This is a genomic window from Pseudomonas sp. FGI182 (genome assembly GCF_000511325.1).
Taxonomy (GTDB): domain Bacteria; phylum Pseudomonadota; class Gammaproteobacteria; order Pseudomonadales; family Pseudomonadaceae; genus Aquipseudomonas; species Aquipseudomonas putida_Z.
The window spans coordinates 2,478,211-2,502,235 of record NZ_CP007012.1; the positions used below are offsets into that span (position 1 = coordinate 2,478,211).

22 protein-coding genes are annotated in these 24,025 nt (G+C 64.6%); 11 read left to right on the forward strand and 11 right to left on the reverse strand.

Annotated elements, in window-relative coordinates; genetic code table 11:
- Positions 1-63: 63 nt before the first annotated feature.
- Entirely contained in the window at positions 64-1,005 is a 942-nt protein-coding gene (gene argC / locus C163_RS10990) for an N-acetyl-gamma-glutamyl-phosphate reductase (RefSeq protein ID WP_013973018.1), read from the reverse strand.
- 108 nt (positions 1,006-1,113) lie between these two features.
- On the opposite strand from argC, the gene C163_RS10995 reads away from it, so the two are divergent.
- Positions 1,114-1,995, forward strand: coding sequence for a LysR family transcriptional regulator (locus tag C163_RS10995; protein ID WP_025338802.1), 882 nt, complete (start codon positions 1,114-1,116; stop codon positions 1,993-1,995).
- 116 nt (positions 1,996-2,111) lie between these two features.
- On the opposite strand, the gene C163_RS11000 is transcribed toward C163_RS10995, so the two are convergent.
- Positions 2,112-2,318, reverse strand: coding sequence for a 4-oxalocrotonate tautomerase family protein (locus C163_RS11000; protein ID WP_025338803.1), 207 nt, complete (start codon positions 2,316-2,318; stop codon positions 2,112-2,114).
- A gap of 16 nt (positions 2,319-2,334) precedes the next feature.
- Positions 2,335-3,069, reverse strand: coding sequence for an SDR family NAD(P)-dependent oxidoreductase (locus C163_RS11005; RefSeq protein WP_025338804.1), 735 nt, complete (start codon positions 3,067-3,069; stop codon positions 2,335-2,337).
- Between the two features lie 124 nt (positions 3,070-3,193).
- Between C163_RS11005 and C163_RS11010 the strand changes: the two genes are divergently transcribed.
- Both C163_RS11010 and C163_RS11015 read left to right on the forward strand, forming a co-directional pair.
- Positions 3,194-4,102, forward strand: coding sequence for a LysR family transcriptional regulator (locus C163_RS11010; protein ID WP_003259239.1), 909 nt, complete (start codon positions 3,194-3,196; stop codon positions 4,100-4,102).
- 106 nt (positions 4,103-4,208) lie between these two features.
- On the forward strand, positions 4,209-4,481 hold the full coding sequence (locus C163_RS11015) for a hypothetical protein (protein WP_025338805.1): 273 nt from the start codon (positions 4,209-4,211) through the stop codon (positions 4,479-4,481).
- A 120-nt stretch (positions 4,482-4,601) separates the two neighbouring features.
- Here the strand turns inward: C163_RS11015 and C163_RS11020 are convergent, their stop codons facing one another.
- Complete coding sequence (locus C163_RS11020; protein ID WP_025338806.1) at positions 4,602-5,252, reverse strand: TIGR04211 family SH3 domain-containing protein; 651 nt, start codon at positions 5,250-5,252, stop codon at positions 4,602-4,604.
- Positions 5,253-5,523: 271 nt separating this feature from the next.
- On the opposite strand from C163_RS11020, the gene C163_RS11025 reads away from it, so the two are divergent.
- Positions 5,524-6,003: a VOC family protein gene (locus C163_RS11025; RefSeq protein WP_025338807.1), complete on the forward strand. Its 480-nt coding sequence runs from the start codon at positions 5,524-5,526 to the stop codon at positions 6,001-6,003.
- Between the two features lie 260 nt (positions 6,004-6,263).
- Positions 6,264-7,610 carry a dimethylsulfonioproprionate lyase DddP gene (gene dddP, locus C163_RS11030; protein ID WP_081742262.1) on the forward strand — a complete coding sequence of 449 codons (1,347 nt, stop codon included), beginning with the start codon at positions 6,264-6,266 and terminating at the stop codon, positions 7,608-7,610.
- 370 nt (positions 7,611-7,980) lie between these two features.
- Here the strand turns inward: dddP and C163_RS11035 are convergent, their stop codons facing one another.
- Entirely contained in the window at positions 7,981-9,729 is a 1,749-nt protein-coding gene (locus C163_RS11035; protein ID WP_025338809.1) for a BCCT family transporter, read from the reverse strand.
- Between the two features lie 315 nt (positions 9,730-10,044).
- Here C163_RS11035 and C163_RS11040 point away from each other — a divergent pair, with 315 nt between their 5' ends.
- From C163_RS11040 to C163_RS11055, 4 genes are all read left to right on the forward strand, one after another.
- On the forward strand, positions 10,045-10,362 hold the full coding sequence (locus C163_RS11040) for a hypothetical protein (protein ID WP_025338810.1): 318 nt from the start codon (positions 10,045-10,047) through the stop codon (positions 10,360-10,362).
- An 8-nt stretch (positions 10,363-10,370) separates the two neighbouring features.
- Complete coding sequence (locus tag C163_RS11045) at positions 10,371-10,571, forward strand: DUF1289 domain-containing protein (protein WP_012271937.1); 201 nt, start codon at positions 10,371-10,373, stop codon at positions 10,569-10,571.
- A gap of 50 nt (positions 10,572-10,621) precedes the next feature.
- Positions 10,622-11,263 carry a LysE family translocator gene (locus tag C163_RS11050; protein WP_025338811.1) on the forward strand — a complete coding sequence of 214 codons (642 nt, stop codon included), beginning with the start codon at positions 10,622-10,624 and terminating at the stop codon, positions 11,261-11,263.
- A gap of 166 nt (positions 11,264-11,429) precedes the next feature.
- A complete protein-coding gene (locus tag C163_RS11055; RefSeq protein WP_025338812.1) occupies positions 11,430-12,218 on the forward strand; it encodes an ABC transporter substrate-binding protein in 789 nt (262 codons plus the stop codon).
- 132 nt (positions 12,219-12,350) lie between these two features.
- On the opposite strand, the gene C163_RS11060 is transcribed toward C163_RS11055, so the two are convergent.
- The 4 genes from C163_RS11060 to C163_RS11075 all read right to left on the reverse strand — a co-directional run bounded on the left by C163_RS11060 (position 12,351) and on the right by C163_RS11075 (position 17,520).
- Positions 12,351-13,370, reverse strand: a complete 1,020-nt coding sequence (locus C163_RS11060; RefSeq protein ID WP_025338813.1) for an XdhC family protein — start codon at positions 13,368-13,370, stop codon at positions 12,351-12,353.
- A gap of 84 nt (positions 13,371-13,454) precedes the next feature.
- Positions 13,455-14,798 carry a cytochrome c gene (locus C163_RS11065; RefSeq protein WP_025338814.1) on the reverse strand — a complete coding sequence of 448 codons (1,344 nt, stop codon included), beginning with the start codon at positions 14,796-14,798 and terminating at the stop codon, positions 13,455-13,457.
- Positions 14,799-14,815: 17 nt separating this feature from the next.
- Positions 14,816-17,065, reverse strand: coding sequence for a molybdopterin cofactor-binding domain-containing protein (locus tag C163_RS11070; protein ID WP_025338815.1), 2,250 nt, complete (start codon positions 17,063-17,065; stop codon positions 14,816-14,818).
- Positions 17,065-17,520 (reverse strand): (2Fe-2S)-binding protein, encoded by a 456-nt coding sequence (locus tag C163_RS11075; protein WP_003259224.1) that lies wholly within the window; start codon positions 17,518-17,520, stop codon positions 17,065-17,067. Before C163_RS11075 ends, C163_RS11070 begins: the two co-directional genes overlap by 1 nt.
- A 389-nt stretch (positions 17,521-17,909) precedes the next feature.
- Between C163_RS11075 and C163_RS11080 the strand changes: the two genes are divergently transcribed.
- Positions 17,910-20,096, forward strand: coding sequence for an OsmC domain/YcaO domain-containing protein (locus tag C163_RS11080; protein ID WP_025338816.1), 2,187 nt, complete (start codon positions 17,910-17,912; stop codon positions 20,094-20,096).
- 289 nt (positions 20,097-20,385) lie between these two features.
- Entirely contained in the window at positions 20,386-21,198 is an 813-nt protein-coding gene (locus C163_RS11085) for a class I SAM-dependent methyltransferase (RefSeq protein WP_025338817.1), read from the forward strand.
- A 17-nt stretch (positions 21,199-21,215) separates the two neighbouring features.
- Here the strand turns inward: C163_RS11085 and C163_RS11090 are convergent, their stop codons facing one another.
- Together C163_RS11090 and C163_RS11095 are read right to left on the reverse strand one after the other, a co-directional pair.
- Entirely contained in the window at positions 21,216-21,515 is a 300-nt protein-coding gene (locus C163_RS11090) for a hypothetical protein (protein ID WP_025338818.1), read from the reverse strand.
- A 161-nt stretch (positions 21,516-21,676) separates the two neighbouring features.
- Positions 21,677-23,809, reverse strand: coding sequence for a TonB-dependent siderophore receptor (locus C163_RS11095; protein WP_025338819.1), 2,133 nt, complete (start codon positions 23,807-23,809; stop codon positions 21,677-21,679).
- Positions 23,810-24,025: the final 216 nt, after the last annotated feature.

The window sequence follows — 24,025 nt, forward strand, 5'->3', positions numbered from 1 at the left end:
GCGGGTAGATGGGCGGCCCGCGCCATGCGGGCGCGGGCTGTACAGTCTAACCGGTTTTGCCGATCAGCCTTGTACCTGCAATGCACCGAGCATCAGGTCGAGGTTTTGCACCGCCGCACCGGAGGCACCTTTGCCGAGGTTGTCGAACACTGCGGTCAGCAGCACCTGGCCATGCTCAGGGTTGGCGTAAAGCGCCAGGCGCAGGTCGTTGCTGTCGTTCAACGCCTCGGGGTCGAGGTTCGGCGCTGCGCCGTGCTGGTGCAGGGGCATCAGCTGGACGTGACGGGCACCCTGGTAGTGCTGCTGCAGGCAGGCCTGCAGCTGTTCGGCACTGACCTGGCCGGGCAGCAGGCGCAACTGCAGCGGGATGCTCAGCACGATGCCTTGGCGATAGGCACCGTAGCCGGGCATGAACATCGGCCGCGCCGACAGCCCGGCGTGCTGCTGGATTTCCGGCACGTGCTTGTGCGCCAGTTCCAGGCCGTACAGTTGCAGGGCTGGGGTTTTGCCGGCGGCGGGCTGTTCATGCCGTTCGACTGCGGCGCGGCCACCACCGGAATAGCCGGAGATGGCGTGGATGTTCAGCGGGTAATCCGCTGGCAGCAGGCCGGCCTTGACCAGTGGGCGCAGCAGGGCGATGGCGCCGGTGGGGTAGCAGCCGGGGTTGCTGACGCGCTTGCTGTGCGCGATGCGCTCGGCTTGCTGCTCGTCGAGCTCCGGCAGGCCATAGACCCAGCCTGGGCTGGTGCGGTGCGCGGAGCTTGCGTCGATCACCCGCACCTGCGGGTTGTGGATCGCCGCCACGGCCTCGCGGGCGGCATCGTCGGGCAGGCACAGCAGGGCGATGTCGGCGCTGTTGATTGCCTCGCGGCGCCGTTGCGGGTCTTTGCGCTCGGCTTCGGGCAGGGTCAGCAGGCGCAGATCGCTGCGGCCTTGCAGGCGGGCATGGATCTGCAGGCCGGTGGTGCCTTGGTCACCGTCGATGAAGACAACAGGGGTGTGCATGGTCGAAGTCCGGTCGGGGAGGGATGGCCTATGCTCGCTTGTGGCTCTGGTAAAGAAAATTTGAATATGATGATCGATATGTTCATCTTTTCTGAATGAGTATGGCCCATGCGCGAAATCAGCCTCGATCGCCTCCGCACCCTGGTGGTCATCTCCGACCTGGGCTCCTTTGCCGAAGCCGCCCGCCAGCTCAACCTGGCACCGCCCACCATCAGCCTGCACGTGGCCGAGCTGGAGGCGCGCATCGGCGCCCCGTTGCTTACCCGCACCCGTGGCCAGGTGCGGCCCACGGTCATCGGCGAAACCCTGCTGGCCCGTGCCCGCCGCCTGCTGGCCGACGCCGACCTGGCGCTGGATGAAGTGCGCCGACAGGTAGAGGGCCTGACCGGCCGGGTGCGCCTGGGCGCTTCCACCGGTGCCATCGCCCACCTGCTGCCGCAGGCGCTGGAGCACTTGCGTACGGTGCACCCGGGGATCGATGTGCAGGTACAGGTGCTGACCTCCCAGGCCTCGTTGGCGCGCTTGCGCGAGGGCACGCTGGATATCGGCCTGGTGGCCTTGCCACAGGTGGCCGGCAAAGGGCTTGCGGTTACGCCCTGGCGGCGCGACCCGATCCTGGCCTACGTGCCGGCCGACTGGCAACCACCGGCCAAGGTCACGCCGGCCTGGCTGGCGCAGCGGGCGTTGATCCTCAACGACAGCAGCACCCAGCTTTCGCGGGTGACCGGCGAGTGGTTCGCGGCAGCGGGGTTGTATCCCGAGCCGCGAATCGAGCTGAACTACAACGATGCGATCAAGAGCCTGGTCGGGGCCGGGTATGGGGCGACGCTGCTGCCGCAGGAGGGGGAGTCGGCCGAGCTGGACCGGCGCATCGCCCGCCGGCCGCTGCGGCCGGGGTTGTGGCGTCAACTGGGCATTGCCTGCCGGGAAGGGCAGGTGGAGCGGGCCACGGGGTATGTGTTGCAGGCGTTGGAGCGGTTGCGCCAGTGAGGGCCCTGGGGCTGCTTTGCAGCCCTTTCGCGACACAAGGCCGCTCCTACAAGGGAACGCGACCTCTTGTAGGAGCGGCCTTGTGTCGCGAAAGGGCCGCACAGCGGCCCCAGGCTTCAACCCCGCTCTCGGGCCCGCAGCGCGGTCACTGTCTCCCCGCCAACCCCCCAGTTATCGGTCGGCACCTCCTCGATCACCACAAAGGTACTGGCCGGCGGCTTGCCCAGCACCTGCTGCAGCATGCGGGTCGTCTGTTCGATCAGCTGGCGCTTGTGCTCAGCGCTCACGCCTTCATCGGTTACGCGAATATGGACATAGGGCATGGTTCTCGCTCCTCTGTCAGTGCCAGGTGCCAGCGGTGCTACCGCCATCCACCGGTAGGATCACGCCGCTGACGAAGCGTGAGTCGGCCAGGTACAACACTGCATCCACGACATCCTGTGGCAAGCCGGTGCGGCCACTGGGTGACAGCGCGCCCATGCCTTGTGTGTTGCCGCCATGCAGCGGTGTTTCGATGATCCCCGGCGCCACCGCGTTCACCTGCACGCCGCTGGCTGCCAGTTCCAGCGCCAGGCCTTTCACCGCCTGGTTCAGGCCACCCTTGACCAGTACCGGCAGCAGGGCTGGCACGCGGGTGTCCGGTTGCAAGGCGATGGAGGCGGTGATGGCGATGATCTGCCCATGCCCTTGCCTGGTCATGATCCGCGCCGCTTCCTGGGCCGGGTAGAAGAACCCCTTGAGGTTGGTGCCGACCAGGGCGTCGACATCCGCTTCGCTGTACTCGGCAAATGGCTTGGCAATGAAGATGCCGGCGTTGTTGATCAGCAGGTCGACCCCGCCAAAGGCTTGCTCGGCGCTGGCGAACAGGCGCTGCGCCGTGCCCGGCTCGGCGATGTCGCCAGCCACGCCGATGAAGCGCGATGGGTTGCCGAGGCGGGCGGCGGCTTGCTCAAGGCGGGCTTGGCTGCGGGCGTTGCCGACCACGTTGTCGCCGCGTTCGAGGAAGGCCTCGGCCAGGGCGAAACCCAGGCCGCTCGAGGCCCCGGTAATGATGACGGTGCGTGGCGTGTTCATGTGCATGATCTCCAGTGAAGTGAGCCATGGGCTCGGTGTGAAGCCACTGTAGGTTGCAATCAGCACTTGAAAAATGAGGCGCGGGGCATTTCAATCGATACATCATGTAATCAATCGAGCCGTCATGACCCGCCATTTCGACGATCTGCAACTGGGCAGCCTGGAGCTGTTCTGCCTGGCCGCCGACAGCGGCAGCTTCACTGCCGCGGCCACGGAGGCCGGCGTTACACCGGCGGCGGTCAGCCGCAGCGTGGCGCGCCTGGAAGAGCGCCTGGGTGTGCGCCTGTTCGTCCGCACCACCCGGCAGATGCGCCTGTCCGCAGCCGGCCAGGCCTATTACCAGCAATGTCGGCAGGCACTGGGGCAGCTGGTCGAGGCCGAGCGCCAGGTCACGGGCGGGCAGGTCGAGCCGAGCGGTCGCCTGCGTATCAGTGCCCCCACGCCCTATGCTCATCACCGGCTGTTGCCGCTGCTGCCGCGGTTTCGCCAGCGTTACCCAAAGGTGCAGGTGGATGTGCATGTCAGCAACCGCAACGTCGACTTTGCCGAGGAACCGTTCGACCTGGCCATTCGTGGTCGCGAGCCGGCCGATTCGCGGCTGGTGGCGCGTCGCCTGGAAGATGCCGAACTGGTGGTGGTGGCCACGCCGGGCTACCTGGCCCGTGCCGGCACGCCACGAACACCGCACGACTTGCTGCAACATGAGTGCATCCAGTTCGAACTGCCCAGCAGTGGCCGCCGCCCGCCGTGGAGCTTCCTTCAGGATGGCCAGCAGGTGGAGATCGAAACCCAGGGTGGGTTCACCTGCTTGGGCGACTTCCTCGCCACCGCCACGCTGGTGCGCCATGGCGGTGGGCTGATGCAGGCTTACCGCTTTACCGTGCAGGACGCACTGGCCAGTGGCGAACTGGTGGAAGTGCTCGCCGAGTTTGGCGGCACCTCGCGGCCGTTCATGCTGATCTACCCCCAGGCCCGGCACATGCCGCTGCGGGTGCGGGTGTTCATCGATTTCCTGTTTGCCGAGGGGGCATAGCCCCCGGGCTGAGCCGAGGCGCCGGGGCGTATGGCCGACTATGCTGTTTGCTGCGTCGAGCCAATGTCATCTCGACGACCCTTCAGGTTTTCCAGGAGAACGCTCCATGAAATCCACGAAATGCATACCTTTGCTGGTGATTGCCTCGGTCCTCAGTTTTGCCGCACACGCAGACCCGGCGAGCAACTGTGCGGCCAAGATCAAGGAGCTTGAGGATTTCGACAAGGCCAGTGGCCAGGCAATGCATGGCGGCATGGCCCATGACTTCAAAGTCCACCTGCAAAATGCCAAGGATGCTCAGAGCAAGGGTGATATGAAGCAGTGTCAGGCCTCGGCCGACCAGGCCAAGACTATCTACAACAAGGCACGTAGCAGATAAGCGCTTCCTGGCCCTTTCGCGGGTAAACCCGCTCCCACAGCATCTCCAACAGGCTCAAGGCCAGCGCGGTACCTGTGGGAGCGGGTTTACCCGCGAAGAGGCCAGTGCAGGAAAGCCCAGTCAGAACCAGCGATCGTTCTTCCTGCGCCCACGGGTCAGCGCCGGCAGGATCAGCCCCGCCAGCAAGCCCGCGCCGGCAATGCTGCCGCCATACACCATGTAGCGCATCATCACCTGCTTGTTCTCGTCCCCCAGGCGGGCCTGGGTATCGCGCAGCTGCGACTGGCTCTGGTCGAGCTGTTCATTCAGCGCCTTGTTGCGCGCCTCCAGTTCGTCGATCAGCTTCTTGCGTGAATCCAGGGTTTCCTGCATGCCCTGCACGCGGCTCTTCCAGCTGTCGTCGATGTTCTTCAACTGCCCGGTCAGGTCCGCGACCTGGGCATCGAGCTGCGGCAGGCGCTCGCTCTGGCCTGGCACCGACTGCAGGTCGTTGCTGAGGATCCACACCAGATCGCCGTTCTGCCCGCGCACCTGGCTGTAGTTGCCCTGGCTGCCGATCAGGGTCAGCTTCTGCCCGGACTTGAGCGTACCGACAATGCGGTGGCCATCGGTGGGGCCGCTGCGCACGTAGGTGCTCAGGCTGTCGCTGACCCAGCGTGCGTCGCTGGCAGGCTCTTCGGCGTGCACCGGTGCGGCAAGGGCCACCAGGGTGGCGATCAGGCCGCCGCGCAGGGCAGTGAGGGCGGAAGCAGTTGGGCGGGAATCGGGCATGTTGGGTCTTCGCTGAAACAGGACAAAAGTAGGCCCGGTGACTGGGCCGATGAACCGGTCGGTGAGTTGACCGTCAGCGAAAGACCGTTTTTTTGTAGGCGGGTTCACTACCTGACGTCGGAAATGTCTGCAGGATGTTGCAGGACCCGGCTTGGCTTTGCTGCATTGCCAATGAGGCGAATGTCGTGGAGTACCCCTTGTCGATCCTGTGAGTTCACCCTGCTTGCCGGGGCTAGACTCAGGGGCTCACATTCGCTCATGGAGCAAGGCCATGACTGCCAGGAACACCATCTGCCTCTGGTACGACAATGATGCCGAGGAGGCAGCAAACTTCTACGCCAGCGTCTTCCCCGACAGCAAGGTAATCGCGCTGCACAAGGCACCGAGTGATTACCCGTCGGGCAAGGAGGGCGACGTGATCACGGTCGAATTCACCGTCATGGGCATTCCCTGCGTGGGGCTCAATGGAGGCAAGGCCTTCACGCACTGCGAGGCTTTTTCATTTCAGGTCAGCACCGAGGACCAGGCCGAGACCGACCGCTTGTGGGATGCCATTGTCAACAATGGCGGCCAGGCCAGCCTCTGCGGCTGGTGCAAGGACAAATGGGGGATTTCGTGGCAGATCACCCCGCGCATCCTCATCGAAGCCATCGGGCACCCCGACCGGGCGGCGGCCAAGCGGGCGTTCGAGGCCATGATGCAGATGGGCAAGATCGATGTGGCCAGGATAGAGGCGGCGTTGAAGGGCTGATTACGGCAGTGAGGGCATCTTGATCGGGGGCAGATCGGGGTGGGCGTGATTGTCCATGAGTTTTTGTAATCAATAAGCCCTAGAAAATGTCGATGTATCGGCTCGCAGCCCCGCCCTAGACTCGGGTAGCAATTGGGGGCTCCGCTGTTCATTCAAAGGGACTGATCGAACGAGCAGGCGCATCAACGCACGATGAAGCGTACGCCAACCCCGATGCATCGCTGTTTTCCAGACAACAAGAACCAGGAAATCCGCACGCCATGATGACATCGCCGTTCTCGATCCCCGCCAATGCCCGCCGTATCGACCCGTCGCGCCAGCGCGCCGCTGCGTTCAAGGCCGACGGTTCGGTCGACGACAACGACCGCACCGAAATCGGCCCTACGCCGCTGGCCTTTGCCGAGTGGGCTGCCCTCGGCCTGCAGGCGCCGCACCTGCCAACCATGCGCGAGTACCGCCTGCAGCGTATCCGCGAGCAGCTGGTGGCCCGCGACCTCGGTGGCATCCTGCTGTTCGACCCACTGAACATCCGCTATGCCACCGACACCACCAACATGCAGCTGTGGACCACCCACAATCCCGCGCGAGCCTGTTTCGTCGCCGCCAGCGGCCATGTGGTGCTGTGGGACTTCCATGGCTGCGATCACCTGTCTGCGCATTTGCCGCTGGTCAGCGAACTGCGCAGTGGCGCTTCGTTCTTTTATTTCGAAACCGGTGACCGCACCGAGGAACATGCCCGGCGCTTCTGCGCCCAGGTCGACGAACTGCTGCGCACCCATGCCGGCAACAATCGCCGCCTGGCCGTGGACCGCATCGAAGTCGCCGGCTTGCGCGCCCTCGATGCGCTCGGCGTGCAGGTGCACAATGGCCAGGAAGTGACCGAATTCGCCCGGCTGATCAAAGGCCCCGACGAAATCCTCGCCATGCGCTGCGCCGTGGCTTCCTGCGAAGCCTCGGTGGCCGAAATGCGCCAGGCCATGCGTGCCGGGGCCACCGAGAACGATGTGTGGGCGGCGCTGCACAGCGGCAATATCCGCCGCGGCGGCGAATGGATCGAAACCCGCATCCTCAGCTCTGGCCCGCGTACCAACCCCTGGTTCCAGGAGTCCGGCCCGCGGGTGCTCGGTGACGGTGACCTGTTGTCGTTCGACACCGACCTGATTGGTGTATATGGCTTCTGCGTGGACATGTCGCGCAGCTGGATCTGCGGTGGCCTGGAGCCCACGGCAGAGCAGAAGCGCCTGTACCGCATTGCCCATGAGCACATCCACGTCAACGCCGAAATGGTCAAGCCTGGCGTGCGCTTCACCGAACTCACCCGCAACGGCCACCGCTTGCCCGAGAGCTGCCGCGCGCAGCGTTACGGCGTGATGTTCCATGGGGTGGGGCTATGCGATGAGTACCCGAGCATTCGTTACCCGGAAGACCTCGAGTCCTATGGCTACGAAGGCGAACTGCAGCCGGGCATGGCCTTGTGCGTGGAGGCCTATGTGGGCGAAGTGGGTGGGCATGACGGGATCAAGCTGGAAAACCAGTTGCTGGTGACCGAGGACGGGTATGAGCTGTTGACCCATTACCCGTTCGAGGAAAGCTTCCTGCGTGATTGATTGGGCACCTGAAACCTGCGCCGTACCAGTGTAGGAGCGGCTTTAGCCGCGAACACCGGCAAAGCCGGTGCCATCCACCGCGCCGCCTGCTTCGCGGGTAAACCCGCTCCCACAAGGTACGGCGCAGGCTCCGGCTCACGCGGTCCCTGTGGGAGATTGCCCAGCCCTTTTGGGCTGCGCTGTCGCGCAGAGAACAAATATCGCTCGTTTGAAGCGTCCTTTGTAGGAGCAGCCTTGTGCTGCGAAGAGGCCGGTTCAAGCAACAGACAGGCTTTGTCAGTACCGGCCTCTTCGCAGCACAAGGCTGCTCCTACAGAACCTCGCCGAACCAATGAGTCATGTGTTGTTCTATGAGAGCGGGCTTGCCCGATCAGTTGCCGGTCACCTCGGCCTCTGCCGACGCCGGCTTGGCCGAAGTCTTCTTCTCCTGCACCACGATGTAGAACTCTTCGCCATGCTTCACCGCGCCATACAGCACCGCCTTTTCGATCAGTTCGTTGCCGCGCAGGTGGCGCAGCATCATCGGGTCCTTGCGCAGGTCGCGGTACAGCGCCAGGCACAGCAGCACCATCACCACCACGAACGGCAGGGCCACGACGATGGTCAGGTTCTGCAGGCCGGTCAGCGCCTCGCCGGGGTCGCTCGGGTCACCGATTGCCAGCATGATCGCCGCCACCGTACCGGTCAGCGCACCCCAGAAAATCACCGTACGTCGCGATGGCGTGGTGGTGCCGTGTTCCGACAGCGTGCCCATCACCAGCGAGGCCGCATCGGCACCGGAGACGAAGAAGATACCCACCAGAACCATCACCAGCACCGATGTCGCCGAGGCCAGCGGGTAGCTGTCCAGCAACTGGTACAGCGCGTGGTTGCTGTTGACCGCACCATTGGCCAGCTGGAAGGCGCCCTCGCGCAGGGCGTCGATACTCGCGCCGCCAAAGATGGTGAACCACACCAGGCTGACCAGGCTCGGTACCAGCAGCACCCCGGTAACGAACTGGCGGATGGTGCGGCCGCGGCTGATGCGGGCGATGAACATGCCCACGAACGGCGTCCAGGAAATCCACCAGGCCCAGTAGAACACGGTCCAGCCGGCCAGCCAGCTGTTCATCTGCTCACCGCCGCTGGCGTTGGTGCGGGCCATCATTTCCGGCAGCATCTTGACGTAGATGCCGATCGAGGTTGGCAGCAGGTTGAGCATCAGCAGGGTCGGGCCGACCATGAACACGAACAGCGCCAGCACCAGCGCCAGCACCATGTTGGTGTTGGACAGCCACTGGATGCCCTTGCCGATGCCCGACACCGCCGAGGTGACGAAGGCGATGGTCAGCAGGGTGATGATCGAAATGTAGAACAGCTTGCCGGGGCTTTCGATCCAGCCGTTGTACTCCAGGCCACCGGCGATTTGCAGCGCGCCCAGGCCCAGCGAGGCTGCCGAGCCGAACAGCGTGGCGAAGATCGCCATCATGTCGATCAGGCGGCCGAGCGGGCCGTTGGCATGCTTGCCGATCAACGGCCGGAAGGCGGCGGAAATCAGCTGCGAGCGGCCGCGACGGAAGGTGCCATAGGCAATCACCAGGCCGACGATGGCGTACATGGCCCAGGGGTGCAGCGTCCAGTGGAACAGCGTGGTGGCCATGGCCACCTGCATCGCTTCGCTGGACTGCCCGCTGGCCGTCCCTGGCGGTGGCGACACATAGTGCGACAGCGGTTCGGCAACGCCGAAGAACATCAGGCCGATGCCCATGCCGGCGCTGAACATCATCGCCACCCACGACACCGTACGGAATTCTGGCTGTTCGCCATCACGGCCCAGCGGGACCCGGCCGTAACGGCTGGCCGCCAGCCACAGCACGAACACCACGAACAGCGTGGAGGTGAGCACGAAGAACCAGCCGAAGTTGAGAATGACCCAGGATTGCGCGCTGGAGGCGCTGCTGGCGAGGCTGGCCTGGTTGAGGAAGCCCCAGAGGACGAAAGCGATTGCCAGGAGGCTGGTGAAACCAAAGACGATCCAGTCGAGCTTGCCCTCGAAACGCCGGTCCTGGCGCGCTTCCGCGGTTTTCGAGGGGTCCGTCACGCCAAGGTCGAGCGTTTCGGTGATGTGTTCCTTTGCCATGAATGATGAGGCCCCTTTCTGGCTTACCTGCAGGTGCAGGCTTGTTGTTGTGTGGGCTACCGAGTTCGATGACTGCCTCGGCGGGGAGATTGCTGGCGGGATTATCCTGCGCACGAAACGGCGGCTCCTGTCCCGATAACGCCCCGGGGCGTCCATTACGCGACCTGCCAAATACTTTTAGTTCTGGGGGCGATGGCCCTTTCTGCTTCGCGTTCTGGTACCCTGATGGGCATTCCCCGGGCCTGCACATCCGAGCACCGTAGACGCGCTGCTGCTTGTGGGTCTGGCCGTACCAGGAAACGGAGATTCGTCCAAATGGCCACTGACCGTGTGAGCCTGATTCATTTCGATAAATTGAGCATGAGCCCTGCCGCTGCCGATCGGTTCCAGAAAGCCCTCGACGCGCTGGAAGCGCTCAAGCTGCAGGACCGTTACGTGTATCTCATCGCTCCTTATCTGGGTGATATCGCTGACGCCTCCGACCCCGAGCAACTGGCCACCGCCCTGGAACAGGGCTTGCGCGTGGTCGACGAGCTGCTGGCCGCCAGGTCGGTCAGCAAGGTCAAGGCCGAGGAAGTGCGCCAGGTGTTCCACGGCGCCGCCGAGCGTGCGCGGGCAGAAATGCCCGGCTGAGTGGCGGCATGGCCAAAGACATCGACAACCCTTGCGTCTCGCTGTGCCAGCTCAATAGCGAGCTGTGCGTGAGCTGCGGCCGCACCCGTGACGAAATCCGCAAATGGCGGGGCATGAAACGCCCCGAGAAGATGGCCACCGTGCAGCGGGCGGCAACGCGGATGAAGGCTATCGCCAAGAAGGCGGCCAAGCGGCAGAATGCCGACTGAACCTGCGCACCCTGTGCGCGGCCTTTCCTGATTGTCTGACGAGCCTGAAAATGGATTCTCACTCGCTGTTTGCCTTTACCCTGGTCGCTGCCATCGCGATCGCCAGCCCCGGCCCTGCCACCCTGATGGCCATCAACAACAGCCTGGCCCATGGCCAGCGCAGCGCGATCTGGTCGTCGCTGGGCAATGGTTCGGGCCTGTTCTGCCTTTCTGCTGCAGCCATGCTGGGCTTGGGCGCGCTGCTGGCCAGTTCCGAAATGCTGTTCAACGCCGTGAAGATCCTGGGGGCGGGCTACCTGTTCTACCTGGGGGCGCGGCAACTGCTGAAAAAGAGCCCGATGCTGGCGCAGGGCGCCGCAGAGGGTGTGGCCAAGGTCCGGCCCACGCCGCTGAAACTCTACAAGTCGGCCTTCCTCACGGCAGTGACCAACCCCAAGGCGACCATGTTCTTCACCGCACTGTTCCCGCAGTTCATCGACCAGGGGGCAGCGCTGCTGCCGCAGTTCCTGATCCTGACCGGGATATTCGTGGCGTTGTCGCTGGTTTCGCTGAGCCTGTATGCCGCCCTGGCGGCGCGGGCCAAGGGCGTGCTGACCCGGCCGTCGCTGTCGCGCTGGGTCAGCCGGGTGGTGGGCACCACCTTCATAGGTTTTGGCGCAGCGATCCTGGCGATGCGCCGGCAGGGGGCCTGAAGTACGAGGGCCGCTCCTTCTGGCCGATAAAAGGCCAACCTGATGGCCATACATGGTCCAGACTGTCTACAGCACGCACAGATGGGTGCTGCAGTCGACCACAGGATGTGGCAGCCTTTGGCCACCGCTCCGGGTCTGCGGATGTCACATGTGCCGAGGGTTGTCGATGATCGAGCGCTGCTTTCGCCACGCCTTGTTGCTGCTGCCGTGCCTGCTGCTGCCGCTGGCGGCGGTAGCGCATGAGGAATGCCGGCGGCTGACTGCGACCGGCAACCCGGAATACCCCCCCTACCTGTGGCGCGACCCGCAGAACCCCGAGCAACTGATCGGTGCCAATGCCGACCTGCTCAAGTACCTGGGCAAGCAGCTGGGGCTGGAAATCGAGGTGGTCTACGGCGGGCCGTGGTCGCGCGCCCAGGAAGAAGTGCGCACGGGCCGGATCGACCTGATGGCTGGGTATTTCCAGACCGAGGCCCGCCGGAAAGAGATGGACTTCATTGCCCCGGCATTCCTGCATACCCCAAGTGTTGTCTGGGTGCGCCAGGACAATACCTTTGCCTACCGGCAATGGGCCGACCTGAAGGGGCGCAAAGGCGGCATGCTGGTCAACAACAGCCACGGCCAGCAGTTCGACGACTACGCCAGGACCAACCTCACCCTCGAAGCGGTACCCGGTGCCAAGCAGGCATTCGAGAAGTTGATGCACAAACGCAGCGATTACGTGGTGTACGAGCAGTATCCCGGCTTGGCGCTGGCGCGCACATTGGGGATTGCCGACACTTTGCAGGTGCTGGAGCCACCGATATCCAGCGAAGGGCTGTACCTGGCGCTGTCGCATGACTCGCCCTGCAACCAGCCGAAGCTGCGTGAGGCGCTGGCGAGGGAGATGGAAAAGATCGTTGCCGGAGCGTTGCCGGAGCAACTGCTGCAGCAAAACCTGGAGCGATGGCAATAAATTGCAGCCTGGTATGCGGTCCTTGTAGGAGCGGCCTTGTGTCGCGATGGGGCGCGCAGCGGCCCCTGTTTTCAGCTTCGCCGCAGATATCGCCGGGGCCGCTTCGCGCCCCATCGCGACACAAGGCCGCTCCTACAGGGGCCGGGCCAGTTGCTCGGCTTCCTTGGCCCGGGTCACGCTGACTGCGCCGGGCAGGGTGACATCGTTCTTCGCCGCTAGGATCTCGGCCATGACGCTGACGGCAATCTCGGCCGGGGTCTTGCTACCAATATAAATGCCGATAGGGCCGTGCAGGCGCTGCAACGACGCTTCGCTTTCGCCAAAGTGTTCGATCAGCCGCTCGCGGCGCAGCTGGCTGTTGCGCCGTGAGCCGATGGCACCGATATAGAACGCCGGGCTGTGCAGGGCTTCGAGCAGGGCCAGGTCGTCCAGCTTGGGGTCGTGGCTGACGGCGACGATGGCGCTGCGCAGGTCTGGGGCGAAGGCGCGGACCACATCGTCCGGCATGCCGGCCAGGTGGTTGACGCCGGCAACGTTCCAGCCGGCCGTGTACTCGGGGCGCGGGTCGCACAGTGACACGCTGAAGCCATTGAACAGGGCCATGGTCGCCAGGTATTCGGCCAGCGCGCCGGCACCGATCAGCAGCAGGCGGTAGCCGGGGCCGAGGGTGCTGAGCATGTGCTGGCCATCGAAGCTGAACAGTTCGGGCGTGGTGGTGGCGGTGAGGCTGGCTTCACCGCTGCGCAGGTCGAGCCCACGACGTACCAGGCTGCCGCCGTCGAGGCCGGCGAGCAGTTGTTCGAGGTGTTGCAACGAAGGGGCGAATTCCAGCACCAGTTCGAGGGTGCCGCCACAGGGCAGGCCGAAGCGGTGGGCCTCGTCGGCGCTGACGCCGTAGCGCACCATCTGGGGCAGGCCGCCAGGCATGCCTGGGCCGCCGTAGGCGCTGGTGTAGCGGTGAATGAGGTCGTCCTCGATGCAGCCGCCAGAGACACTGCCGACCACACGGCCGTCACTGCGCAGGGCCATCATCGAGCCCACTGGGCGGGGGGAGGAGCCCCAGGTGCGGGCGACCGTGGCGAGCAGGGTGCGGTGGCCGGCGGCGAGCCAGTCTCGGGTGGTGCGCAGGACCAGCAGGTCGATGCTTTCCATGGGTACTCCATTAAACCTGATGTTGGCTGTGCCGGCCTCTTCGCGGGCAAGCCCGCGAAGAGGCCGGTACAGGCACTACCCATTTCAGCGCATATGCAAAATGATCGGGCTACTGCTGGCCGGGTCGGTATGCCCACGCAACTTGCCCACCGCCTGCGCATTCACCGCGCCACCATTGTTCCCCCAGGCACTGCGCACGAAACCCAGCACATCAGCAATTTCCTGGTCACTCAATTGCTCACGGAAGGCCGGCATGCGATAGGCATCGGGCAACCCGGCCGTCACCACCCGCTGCGAACCATTGAGGGTGATATTGATCGCCGAGGCGTCTTCCTTGGCCAGTGCCGAAGTAGCGCCGGCCAAAGGCGGCATCCATTCGGCCTGGCCCTTGCCGTCCAGGCCGTGGCACGACGCACAGCGGGTTACATAGGTATGCGCCCCAGGGCTGTCGAGCCGCGCCGCCGTCGTTTCGGCCTGGTACTGCCACGGCTCACCGTCGCGTTGCGGGTCGCCGGGCAGCGACTTCAGGTAGCGGGCGATGGCGGCCAGGTCGTCGTCACTCATGAACTGCGTGGAGTTGTTGAATGCCTCGGTCATCGAGCCGAATACCACCGCGTGCCGGTTGCGTCCGGTCTTGAGGAACTGCGCGATCTCGGCCTCGCTCCAGCGCCCCAACCCGGTGTTGGGGTCGGCCCGCAGGCTCGGTGCATACCAGCCATCGAGCAGGGCACCAGCGAGGAACGGCTTGCCGCTGTCATCCAGGGCCTTTTCGTTGAAGGCCAGGCCGCGCGGCGTATGGCAGCTGCCACAGTGGCCAGGGCCCTGGACGATGTAGGCGCCGCGGTTCCACTGGGCATCCTGCCCGGCCTGGTCGGCGTATGGCGCGGTGGCGGCGAACAGGCCGTTCCACATGGCAATGGGCCAGCGCCAGTTCAGCGGCCAGGGAATGTCGCTGGCAAGGTTCGCTTGCTGCACGGGTTGCACGCCGTGCATGAAGAAGGCGTACAGCGCCTTTACATCGTCATCGCTGAGCTTGGCGTAGGACGGGTAGGGCATGGCCGGGTACAGCCGCCGGCCACCGGGTGCGACGCCCAGGCGCACGGCACGGTCGAAGTCGGCCAGGCTGTAGCCACCGATGCCGGTGTCGCGGTCGGGGGTGATGTTGGTGGCGTGGATCGCCCCCAGCGGGGTGGCCATTTCCAGCCCGCCGGCGAACGGTTTGCCGTCCGGCAGGCTGTGGCAGGCCACGCAGTCGCTGAGGCGGGCCACGTACTCGCCACGGCTGACCAAAGCCGGGTCGGCAGTGGTGGCCTGCGCATCGGCAAATGGCGAGGCGGGCTCGCGGGTGACGTACCAGGCCAGCAGGCCTGCCGCGACCAGGCACGGCAGCGCCAGCCAGCCAGCGGTTCTTGCGAAACGGTGGGTCATGGGGCGTCCTTGTGTGCTCAGCTGAAGGTATGGCGGCTCAATGGCAGGCTGCGCACGCGCTGGCCGGTCAACTGTGCGACTGCGTTGGCCACCGCCGGTGCCACTGCGGGCAACGGTGGCTCGCCGATGCCGCCCATCTTCGCCCCGCTTTCGACAATGCGCACATGCACCCTGGCCATGCGCGACGGCGGCAGGATCGGGTACAGGTCGTAGTTGCGCGCGCGCGGCTTGCCATCCACGTACACCGCTTCTTCCAGCAGCGTCTGCGACAGGCCCAGGGCGACGGCGCCGTTGACCTGGTGCTCGATGATCGCCGGGTTGACGATGCTGCCCGGGTCGATGGCCTGCCAGATGTCGTGCACCTTGACCTGACCGTTCTCGATCGACACCTCGGCAATGACCGCTGCCTCCGAGCCGAACGGCGAGGCCATGGCCACGCCACGCGCTCGCTTGCTGCCATCCTCGGCGGTGAACGGCCCACGCTTCCAGCCGCCGGACAGTTCGGCGACGGCCTGCAACAGGTTGGTCAGGCGCTGGTTGTCGCGCAGCAGGTGCAGGCGCAGTTCGAATGGGTCCTTGCCGCCTTTGTCGGCCAGTTCGTCGAGGAACGATTCATAGAAGAAGTCGTTCAGCGAGTTGCCCACCGAGCGCCAGTAGCCGAGCATGGCCGGGCCTTTCACGTAGATTTGCGCGATGCGCTTGTTGGCGATGGCGTAGGACTTGCCCGACAGCCCTTCGAGCGCGGTCGGGTCGAGCTTTTCGCCTTGCTTGCCAGCAATGGCTTCGGTCGGACCTTCGGTGGCGCTCACGGCTTCGAGGGCCACCGGCAGGCCGTCGGCATCCAGCCCGGCGCGGAACTTCACCACGGCGACCGGGCGCAGCACATCGCGGAGGAATTCCTCTTCGCGGCTCCAGATGAGTTTCACCGGCCGGCCGACCGCCTTGGCCAAGGCAATGGCCTGTGGGTAGGGGTTGGCCGAGTCGTACAGGAAGTGGCGGCCAAAGAAACCGCCCAGCAACGGTGAATGCAGGGTGATCTGCGCCGGGGCCAGGCCGGTGCGCTTGGCAATGTCGTCACGGAACATGTCCGGTGCCTGGTTGGGCAGCCACACCTCAAGGGTGCCGTCCGGGTTGAAGCGCGCCAGTGCCGACGGCGGTTCCAGCTGGGCGTGGTTGAGGTACTGGTTGTGGTAGGTTGCTTCGACCCGGGTCTTGGCACTGGCCAGCATGCCGGCCACATCGCCCTGGTTTTCGTCGTCGCGCGCCGGGCCCGTGACCGTGGCCAGGTGCTCGCGCCAGCCATCGCTGGAGAAGTCGGCCGGCATTGGCCGTACCGGGCTGTCGGCCGCAGGCTCCTTCCAGTCCACCTGGATGGCTTCGACCGCGCGCTTGGCGTGCCACCAGCGTTCGGCAACCACGGCCACGGCACCCGGCAGCTGATGCACCGAATGCACGCCCTTCATGGCCTTGACCTGGTCTTCGTTGCGCAGGCTGCCGACGGTCATGCCCAGGCGTGGCGCGTGCTGCACGGCAGCGTGGAGCATGCCGTCGACCTTGATATCGATGCTGTACACAGCCTTGCCGGTGGACTTGTCGTAGGCATCCAGGCGACGTACCGGCTTGCCGATCCAGCGAAACTGGCTGGGGTCGCGCAGCTTGACGCTGGCCGGGTCCGGCACCGGCAGGTCCATGGCCCGCCCGGCCAGCTCACCGTAGGGGATGGAGCGGCCAGTCGTGGTATGTACCACGTTACCCGGCGTGGTGGAGAGTTCTTCGACCGGCACGCCCAGCTGCTCGGCGCCCGCCTGCAGCAGCATGGCCCGGGCGAGGGCGCCCAGGCGGCGCATGGTCGGGTAGCTCATGCGCACCGACATGCTGCCGCCAGTGATGCGCATGCCATTTTCCATCACTACATAGGCTTCGCCGGGCGGCGCGCTGTCGACCACGAAATTGGCCGGGTCGACGTCCAGCTCTTCACCAACGATCTGCGCCATGGCGGTGAAGGGGCCTTGGCCACCTTCCATGAACGGGCTGAGCAGGCGTACTTTGCCGTCCGGGCGGATCTCCAGAAACGCCGGCACCTGGGTACCGCGCTCCGGGGTTGCTGCGGCGGCTGCCTGTACGCGGGCCGACCCCATGGGCAGGCCGAAGCCCAGCACCAGGGCACCGACAGCCGTGCCGGCAAGAAAGCGCCGACGCGACAGGTTGACCGTTTCGCCCAGTTGCAGCTTGAGCAGTTCGGCGGGGGTATCGACAGGTGTGTTCATCAGGCCTTCTCCCCTTGGGCCAGCTCATGCACGGCGGCATGGATGGCGTTGTAGGTGCCGCAGCGGCACAGGTTGACCATGGCAGCCTCGATCTGCGCGTCACTGGGCTTGGGCGTGTGCTTGAGCAGCGCCGTGGCCGCCATTACCTGGCCGGACTGGCAGTAGCCGCACTGGGCCACCTGGTGCTCGACCCAGGCCGCGACCACCCGTTTGCCCACGGCATCGGCCTCGATCGCCTCGATGGTGGTCACCTCGCGCCCGACCACGCCGGCCACCGGGGTGACGCAGGCGCGCACCACATTGCCGTCCACCAGCACCGAACAGGCGCCGCACTGGGCCAGGCCGCAGCCATACTTTGTGCCGGTCAGCCCCAGGTCATCGCGGATCACCCACAGCAGGGGCGTGTCGGCGTCTGCCTCGACCTGGTAGGTCTTCTGGTTGATGCGTAGTTCCATGGTTCACCTGCCCGTCAACGGTTGCTGTCGCTTGGTTTCTTCTGATCGGGGAATACGGTGCTCCCCAGTGCAGAAACGCTAGCACAGCGGGGTGACCGCTGGTCTGCTGGCGGGGGCAGGTTCAGAGGATCAGGCAAGCAATTCGGTGAAATGCGCAAGCGGCGATGTGCGCTATCGCCTGTAGGAGCGGCCTTGTGTCGCGATGGGGCGCGCAGCGGCCCCGGGATCTTGGCAGCATGCAGTATTGTAAGGGGCCGCTTTGCGGCCCATCGCGACACAAGGCCGCTCCTACAGGAAAGCGCATTTGGAGGTGAGGGGGACTTCCGCAGCGAAAACCCGGATAATGCCGGCCAATTTCGTTTTGCACGCTTAAATCACGGTAATCCCGCATGGAAATCAAGGTCAATTTTCTCGACAATCTCCGTCTCGAAGCCAAGTTCGACGACTTCACGGTGATCGCCGACCAACCGATCCGCTACAAGGGTGATGGCTCGGCCCCGGGGCCGTTCGACTATTTCCTGGCGTCTTCGGCCTTGTGCGCGGCTTACTTCGTCAAGCTGTACTGCCAGACCCGCGACATCCCCACCGAAAACATTCGCCTGTCGCAGAACAACATCGTCGACCCGGAAAACCGCTACAACCAGGTCTTCAAGATCCAGGTCGAACTGCCCGAGGACATTTCCGAGAAGGACCGCCAGGGCATCCTGCGCTCCATCGACCGCTGCACCGTGAAGAAGGTGGTGCAGACCGGCCCCGAGTTCGTGATCGAAGTGGTCGACAACCTCGATGCCGATGCCCAGGGCCTGCTGATGCCGGTGGCGGACACCAGCACCTACATCCCCGGCAAGGACCTGCCGCTGGAGCAGACCATCGCCAACATGTCGGGCATCCTCGCCGGGCTGGGGATGAAGATCGAGATCGCCTCGTGGCGCAACATCGTGCCCAACGTGTGGTCGCTGCATGTGCGCGACGCCCAGTCGCCGATGTGCTTCACCAACGGCAAGGGCGCGACCAAGGAGGCCGCACTGGCCTCGGCGCTGGGCGAGTTCATCGAGCGGCTGAACTGCAACTTCTTCTACAACGACCAGTTCTGGGGCGAGGACCTGGCCAACGCGTCGTTCGTGCACTACCCGAACGAGCAGTGGTTCAAACCCGGCCCGCGCGATGCGCTGCCGGCCGAGATCCTCGATGAGCACTGCCTGGCAATCTACAACCCGGACGGCGAGTTGCGTGGCTCGCACCTGTACGACACCAACTCGGGCAACACCGCGCGCGGCATCTGTTCGTTGCCGTTCGTGCGTCAGTCCGACCAGCAGGTGGTGTACTTCCCGTCCAACCTGATCGAGAACCTGTTCCTCAGCAACGGCATGAGCGCCGGCAACACCCTCGCCGAGGCGCAGGTGCAGTGCCTGTCGGAAATCTTCGAGCGTGCCGTGAAGCGTGAAATCCTCGAAGGCGAACTGTGCCTGCCGGATGTGCCGCAGGAGGTGCTGGCCAAGTACCCGGCCATCGTCGCCGGCATCCAGGGCCTGGAAGAGCAGGGCTTCCCGGTGCTGGTCAAGGATGCGTCGCTGGGTGGCGAGTTCCCGGTGATGTGCGTGACCTTGATGAACCCGCGCACCGGCGGCGTGTTCGCTTCGTTCGGCGCCCACCCGAGCCTGGAAGTGGCGCTGGAGCGCAGCCTCACCGAACTGCTGCAGGGCCGCAGCTTCGAAGGCTTGAACGACCTGCCGCAACCGACCTTCGAAAGCCACGCGCTGACCGAGCCGAACAACTTCGTCGAGCACTTCATCGACTCCAGTGGCGTGGTGTCGTGGCGGTTCTTCAGTGCCAAGGCCGACTTCGAGTTCGTCGAGTGGGACTTCTCCGGCCACGGCGAGGACTCCAACGTGCAGGAAGCCGCGACCCTGTTCGGCATCCTCGAGGACCTGGGCAAGGAAGTGTACATGGCGGTGTACGACAACCTTGGCGCCACCGCCTGCCGCATCCTGGTGCCGGGTTACTCGGAGATCTACCCGGTCGAGGACCTGATCTGGGACAACACCAACCGCGCCTTGTCGTTCCGCGCCGACATCCTCAACCTGCACAGCCTGGACAACCGTTCCCTCAAGCTGCTGCTCAAGCGCCTGGACAACTGCGATGTGGATGACTACACCACCATCACCACGCTGATCGGCGTGGAGTTCGACGAGAACACGGTGTGGGGCCAGCTGACGATTCTCGAGTTGAAGCTGCTGATCTGCCTGGCGGTACAGCGCTTCGAGGACGCCAAGGAACTGGTCGAGGCGTTCCTGCAGTTCAACGACAACACCGTCGAGCGCGGCCTGTTCTACCAGGCGCTGAACGTGGTGCTGGAAGTGCTGCTGGACGACGAACTGGAAATGGACGACTACGAAGCCAACTTCCGCCGCATGTTCGGTAACCCGCGCATGGACGCGGTGCTGGGTTCGGTGGACGGCAGCGTGCGTTTCCATGGCCTGACCCCGACCAGCATGAAGCTCGAAGGCCTCGATCGCCACCTGCGCCTGATCGAAAGCTACAAGAAGCTGCACGCGGCCCGGGCCAAACTGGCCTGACCACGCGTTACTCCTGTAGGAGCGGCCTTGTGTCGCGATGGGCCGCAAAGCGGCCCCGTTTTGGCATTGAAGCTGATATTGCCGGGCCGCTTTGCGGCCCATTGCGACACAAGGCCGCTCCTACAACGACGTCGATCGCCTTCATATATCGGTTTCAAATAACCGCTATCCCCAATCTGTCTTGCCGCTTCGCCTGCCAGGCGCGTAGCGTTTTGCTCCCATCCCCTCGATCCATGGCGCGTTGACCGCCAGAAGGACCTCGGCCGCGCACAACAAGAAGGCGCAGACCATGAGCACCCCTTTGGATACCAATGCCCTCAAAGCCCGCCAGCAAGCCGCGTGGGCCAGTGGCGACTACGCGGTAATCGGCACCACCCTGCAACTGGTTGGCGAGCGCCTGGCCGAAGCCTGTGACCTGCGCTGGGACGAGCAGGTGCTGGATGTCGCCGCCGGCAACGGCAATGCCACCCTGGCTGCTGCCCGGCGCGGCTGCCGTGTCACCTCCACCGACTATGTGCCCGAGCTGCTCAAGCGCGGTGAAGAACGTGCGCGGGCCGAGCACCTCAATGTGGTGTTCCAGACCGCCGATGCCGAAGCGCTGCCGTTTGCCGATGGAACATTCGATGCGGTGCTGTCCACCTTCGGCGTGATGTTCGCGCCCGACCAGGCCCAGGCCGCGCGTGAGCTGGGCCGGGTGTGCCGGCCCGGTGGCCGGATCGGCCTGGCCAACTGGACCCCGCAAGGGTTCGTCGGGCAGATGTTCAAGACCCTCGGGCGGCATGTACCGCCACCAGCCGGGGCTCTGCCGCCTTCACGCTGGGGTGATGAAGAACAGTTGCGCGTGATGTTCGAGGGGGCGCTGGGCGAATTGAAGGTCAGCCGCCAGCACTTCAACTTCCGCTATCGCTCGGCGGCGCATTTCATCGAGGTGTTCCGCACCTGGTACGGGCCGGTGCACAAGGCGTTTGCCTCGCTGGAGCCGGAGACGGCCGGGGCGCTGGAGCGGGATCTGACCCAATTGCTGAATGAAAGCAATGTGGGCGGCGCGTCGTCGTTGGTGGTGCCGAGTGAGTACCTTGAAGTGGTGATCATTCGAGGTTGAGCCCACGGGCCAAGCGCTCAGTTCTTGCACTTGGCCATCACCACCTGGCAAGTCTTCGGTGTGCCCCCTGACCGGCTTGCATAACGCACGCAGTTGTTCAGCGATTTCTGCCGGGCAATGCTCAGCGTATTGCCCCACGCGAGGCCGCCTTCGCCGGTGGTGGGCACGGCTTTGGCGAAGCAGTTGGAGCCCGTTGCGGGCGTCGCGTACCTGGCTTTGCTGGCTTTGCTGGAGCAGCCGGCGGTGAGTGCCAGGCTGAAGGCAAGCAGGGTGGTCAGCGCCCAGGACGTGTAGGGGCGAATCGGTTTACTGCTCATATGCTCTCCTTACCGAGGCGCAGGACTCCCCGCCGCGAACACCGGCAAGACCGCTGCCATACTCTGCACAGGATATTGCATTCAAGCGAAGCGGTGAACGCTTGCGTTGCCCCAGGCGCAAGGCCTTGCACCATGGCAAGGCCTTGCGCCTGGGGCAACGATCAGAAGCGGTAGTTGAAGCTGGCTTCCAGCGTACGCGGTGCACCCGGGGTGATCAGGTCCACCGAACCGTGCGCGGAGGCATAGTAGTCGCGGTCGAACACGTTCTTCAGGCGCAGTGCGGCGTCCCACTGCGGCACGCTGTACAGCAGCGCGGCGTCAAAGGTGGTGTAGCCCGGCATCACCACCACGTTGTCGAGTGCGGTGTAGCGCTCGTCGACGTAGTTGGCGCCGGCGGCCACGCGCCATTCCGGGGTCAGGGTACGCACCAGCCAGACGTTGGCGCTGTTACGCGGCGTCAGGGTAGGGGTCTGGCCTTCGTTGGCAACGCCGTTGGTCTTGCTGTTGGACTTGGTGATCTCGGCATCCAGGTAGGCGTAGCCGGCGTAGATCTGCCACTTGTCCGTGAGCTGCCCGCTGACGGTGGCTTCGAAGCCGTCGGTGCGCTGCTCGCCGGCCAGCACGGTCAGGTTGGGGTTGGCCGGGTCGGCGGTCTTCATGTTGGTGCGCTCGAGGCGGAATACCGCTGCGGTCAGCGACAGGCGGCTGTCGAGCAGGTCCCATTTGGCACCGATTTCGTAGTTGGTGGTTTCTTCCGGCTCGAGGTGCTGGTTGGTCGGGCTGACCGCGAACACTTCGCCCGAAGGCTGGTAGCTGCGGCTGACCGACACATAGTAGGACTGGATGTTATCCGGCTGGTAGACCAGGCCGGCACGTGGGCTCCAGGTCTTGTCGGTACGGTCGAGGTCTACGTTCTGCGCGCGGTCGTCGTCGTACTCCTGGCCAAAGATGTCATAACGCACGCCGACCAGGGCCTTCCAGTGCTCGTTCAACTCGATCATGTCCTGCACATACAGGCCGGTGGTCTGCTGGAAGTTGGTGCCCTTGGACGACAGGTTGGCGGCGTGCTCTGGCACCGGCACCAGGGCGTCGCGATACACCGGCACCTGGGCCACGTTGTTCTGGCTCAGCACCCGCTGGTGCTTGTCCTGGAAGCCCACCTCCACGCCATACAGCAGGTTGTGCTGCATGCCGGCAAGCTGCGCCTGTTGCTTGAGTTCGGTCTGGTTGAACATGCCGTACTCGTCGCGGGCGACGTTGCCACGGTTGAGCTTGACCAGCAGTTCGCCGTCAGGCGCGGTGACGAAGCGCGTCGGGCTGCTGTCGGCCAAGGTGTTGTTGCGGTCCAGGTCGTAGCGGTAGTACCGGCTGGTGTTGGTCAGGGTGAAGTCGTCGTTGATGCGGTAGTCCAGGCTGGCAGTCAGTGAGAACACTTCGCTGCGGGCGTAGTCCTGGTCGGCATCGCCGGAGCCGAAGCGCTTGTCGCGGTCCACATCTACCGGGCGGTTGCCCAGCGCCGGGATGCCGAAGTCGATCAGGCGCTTGTCGTACAGATAGGTGGCGCCCAGGTTCAGTTCCAGGTCGTCGGAGAGGCGGAAGTAGGCCGACGGCGCGATAGCCTTGCGGTCGATGTAGCCATCGTCGCGGAAGGTGTCGCTGTCTTCGAAGGCGCCGGTCACGCGGTAGGCCTGGTTGCTTTGCGGGTCGGCCCAGCCGGTGTCGAACTGGGTGCGGCGCTTGCCTTCGCTGTCGAAGCTCATGCCGACTTCGCGCTTGGGCGTGAAGCTCGGCTTCTTGCTGATGCTGTTGATCAGGCCGCCCGAAGAGCCACGACCATACAGCACGGCGGCAGGGCCCTTGATCACCTCGACCCGCTCGATGTTGGACAGGTCACGGAAGTACAGGGCGTCGTCGCGCACGCCGTCGATGTACATGTCGCCAATGGCGCTGAAGCCGCGAATGGTCACCTGGTCACGCTGGCCGTCGCCGTTGGACAGGCCGACGCCGGGCACGTTCTTCAGCACGTCTTCCATGGACTGCGCACCCTGGTCCTTGATCACGCTTTCGGGCACGACGTTGACGGTTTGCGGGATGTCGCGCAGCGGGGCGTCGATCTTCATGGCGCTGCGGCTTTCGCTGGCCTTGTAGCTTTGCTGCTCGTAGGCGCTGGTGACGGCAGTGGCGGGCAAGGCGAGGGAACCCTGCGATTCAGATTGGACAGCCGCGTGAACAGCAGGCACAACCAGCAGGCCCAGCATGGAAATGGATGCTGGTGCAACAGACTTTTTTGCCATTACAGGTGACTCTTTGTTGTATTTGAAGGTCACGAATAGTAATGATTTGTAAATGTAAAGCAAGTGTAAAGAGTTCGCATTTGCTGTTGCAAGGGTGCTCGTGGCAAAAAAACGACAAAACACGTCGCAAGGGGGAGGGCCGGCAATGTGCCAGGCAAGGGCTATGCTTGTTGGCGCGTGAACATTTCACGCCCCATTCGGTCTTGATCACATGGA

What these genes read in the sequence shown, in the direction of transcription:
- argC (WP_013973018.1), bottom strand. Translation starts at nt 1,005, where the DNA reads ATGCACACCCCTGTTGTCTTCATCGACGGTGACCAAGGCACCACCGGC.
- C163_RS10995 (WP_025338802.1), top strand. Translation starts at nt 1,114, where the DNA reads ATGCGCGAAATCAGCCTCGATCGCCTCCGCACCCTGGTGGTCATCTCC.
- C163_RS11000 (WP_025338803.1), bottom strand. Translation starts at nt 2,318, where the DNA reads ATGCCCTATGTCCATATTCGCGTAACCGATGAAGGCGTGAGCGCTGAG.
- C163_RS11005 (WP_025338804.1), bottom strand. Translation starts at nt 3,069, where the DNA reads ATGAACACGCCACGCACCGTCATCATTACCGGGGCCTCGAGCGGCCTG.
- C163_RS11010 (WP_003259239.1), top strand. Translation starts at nt 3,194, where the DNA reads ATGACCCGCCATTTCGACGATCTGCAACTGGGCAGCCTGGAGCTGTTC.
- C163_RS11015 (WP_025338805.1), top strand. Translation starts at nt 4,209, where the DNA reads ATGAAATCCACGAAATGCATACCTTTGCTGGTGATTGCCTCGGTCCTC.
- C163_RS11020 (WP_025338806.1), bottom strand. Translation starts at nt 5,252, where the DNA reads ATGCCCGATTCCCGCCCAACTGCTTCCGCCCTCACTGCCCTGCGCGGC.
- C163_RS11025 (WP_025338807.1), top strand. Translation starts at nt 5,524, where the DNA reads ATGACTGCCAGGAACACCATCTGCCTCTGGTACGACAATGATGCCGAG.
- dddP (WP_081742262.1), top strand. Translation starts at nt 6,264, where the DNA reads ATGATGACATCGCCGTTCTCGATCCCCGCCAATGCCCGCCGTATCGAC.
- C163_RS11035 (WP_025338809.1), bottom strand. Translation starts at nt 9,729, where the DNA reads ATGGCAAAGGAACACATCACCGAAACGCTCGACCTTGGCGTGACGGAC.
- C163_RS11040 (WP_025338810.1), top strand. Translation starts at nt 10,045, where the DNA reads ATGGCCACTGACCGTGTGAGCCTGATTCATTTCGATAAATTGAGCATG.
- C163_RS11045 (WP_012271937.1), top strand. Translation starts at nt 10,371, where the DNA reads ATGGCCAAAGACATCGACAACCCTTGCGTCTCGCTGTGCCAGCTCAAT.
- C163_RS11050 (WP_025338811.1), top strand. Translation starts at nt 10,622, where the DNA reads ATGGATTCTCACTCGCTGTTTGCCTTTACCCTGGTCGCTGCCATCGCG.
- C163_RS11055 (WP_025338812.1), top strand. Translation starts at nt 11,430, where the DNA reads ATGATCGAGCGCTGCTTTCGCCACGCCTTGTTGCTGCTGCCGTGCCTG.
- C163_RS11060 (WP_025338813.1), bottom strand. Translation starts at nt 13,370, where the DNA reads ATGGAAAGCATCGACCTGCTGGTCCTGCGCACCACCCGAGACTGGCTC.
- C163_RS11065 (WP_025338814.1), bottom strand. Translation starts at nt 14,798, where the DNA reads ATGACCCACCGTTTCGCAAGAACCGCTGGCTGGCTGGCGCTGCCGTGC.
- C163_RS11070 (WP_025338815.1), bottom strand. Translation starts at nt 17,065, where the DNA reads ATGAACACACCTGTCGATACCCCCGCCGAACTGCTCAAGCTGCAACTG.
- C163_RS11075 (WP_003259224.1), bottom strand. Translation starts at nt 17,520, where the DNA reads ATGGAACTACGCATCAACCAGAAGACCTACCAGGTCGAGGCAGACGCC.
- C163_RS11080 (WP_025338816.1), top strand. Translation starts at nt 17,910, where the DNA reads ATGGAAATCAAGGTCAATTTTCTCGACAATCTCCGTCTCGAAGCCAAG.
- C163_RS11085 (WP_025338817.1), top strand. Translation starts at nt 20,386, where the DNA reads ATGAGCACCCCTTTGGATACCAATGCCCTCAAAGCCCGCCAGCAAGCC.
- C163_RS11090 (WP_025338818.1), bottom strand. Translation starts at nt 21,515, where the DNA reads ATGAGCAGTAAACCGATTCGCCCCTACACGTCCTGGGCGCTGACCACC.
- C163_RS11095 (WP_025338819.1), bottom strand. Translation starts at nt 23,809, where the DNA reads ATGGCAAAAAAGTCTGTTGCACCAGCATCCATTTCCATGCTGGGCCTG.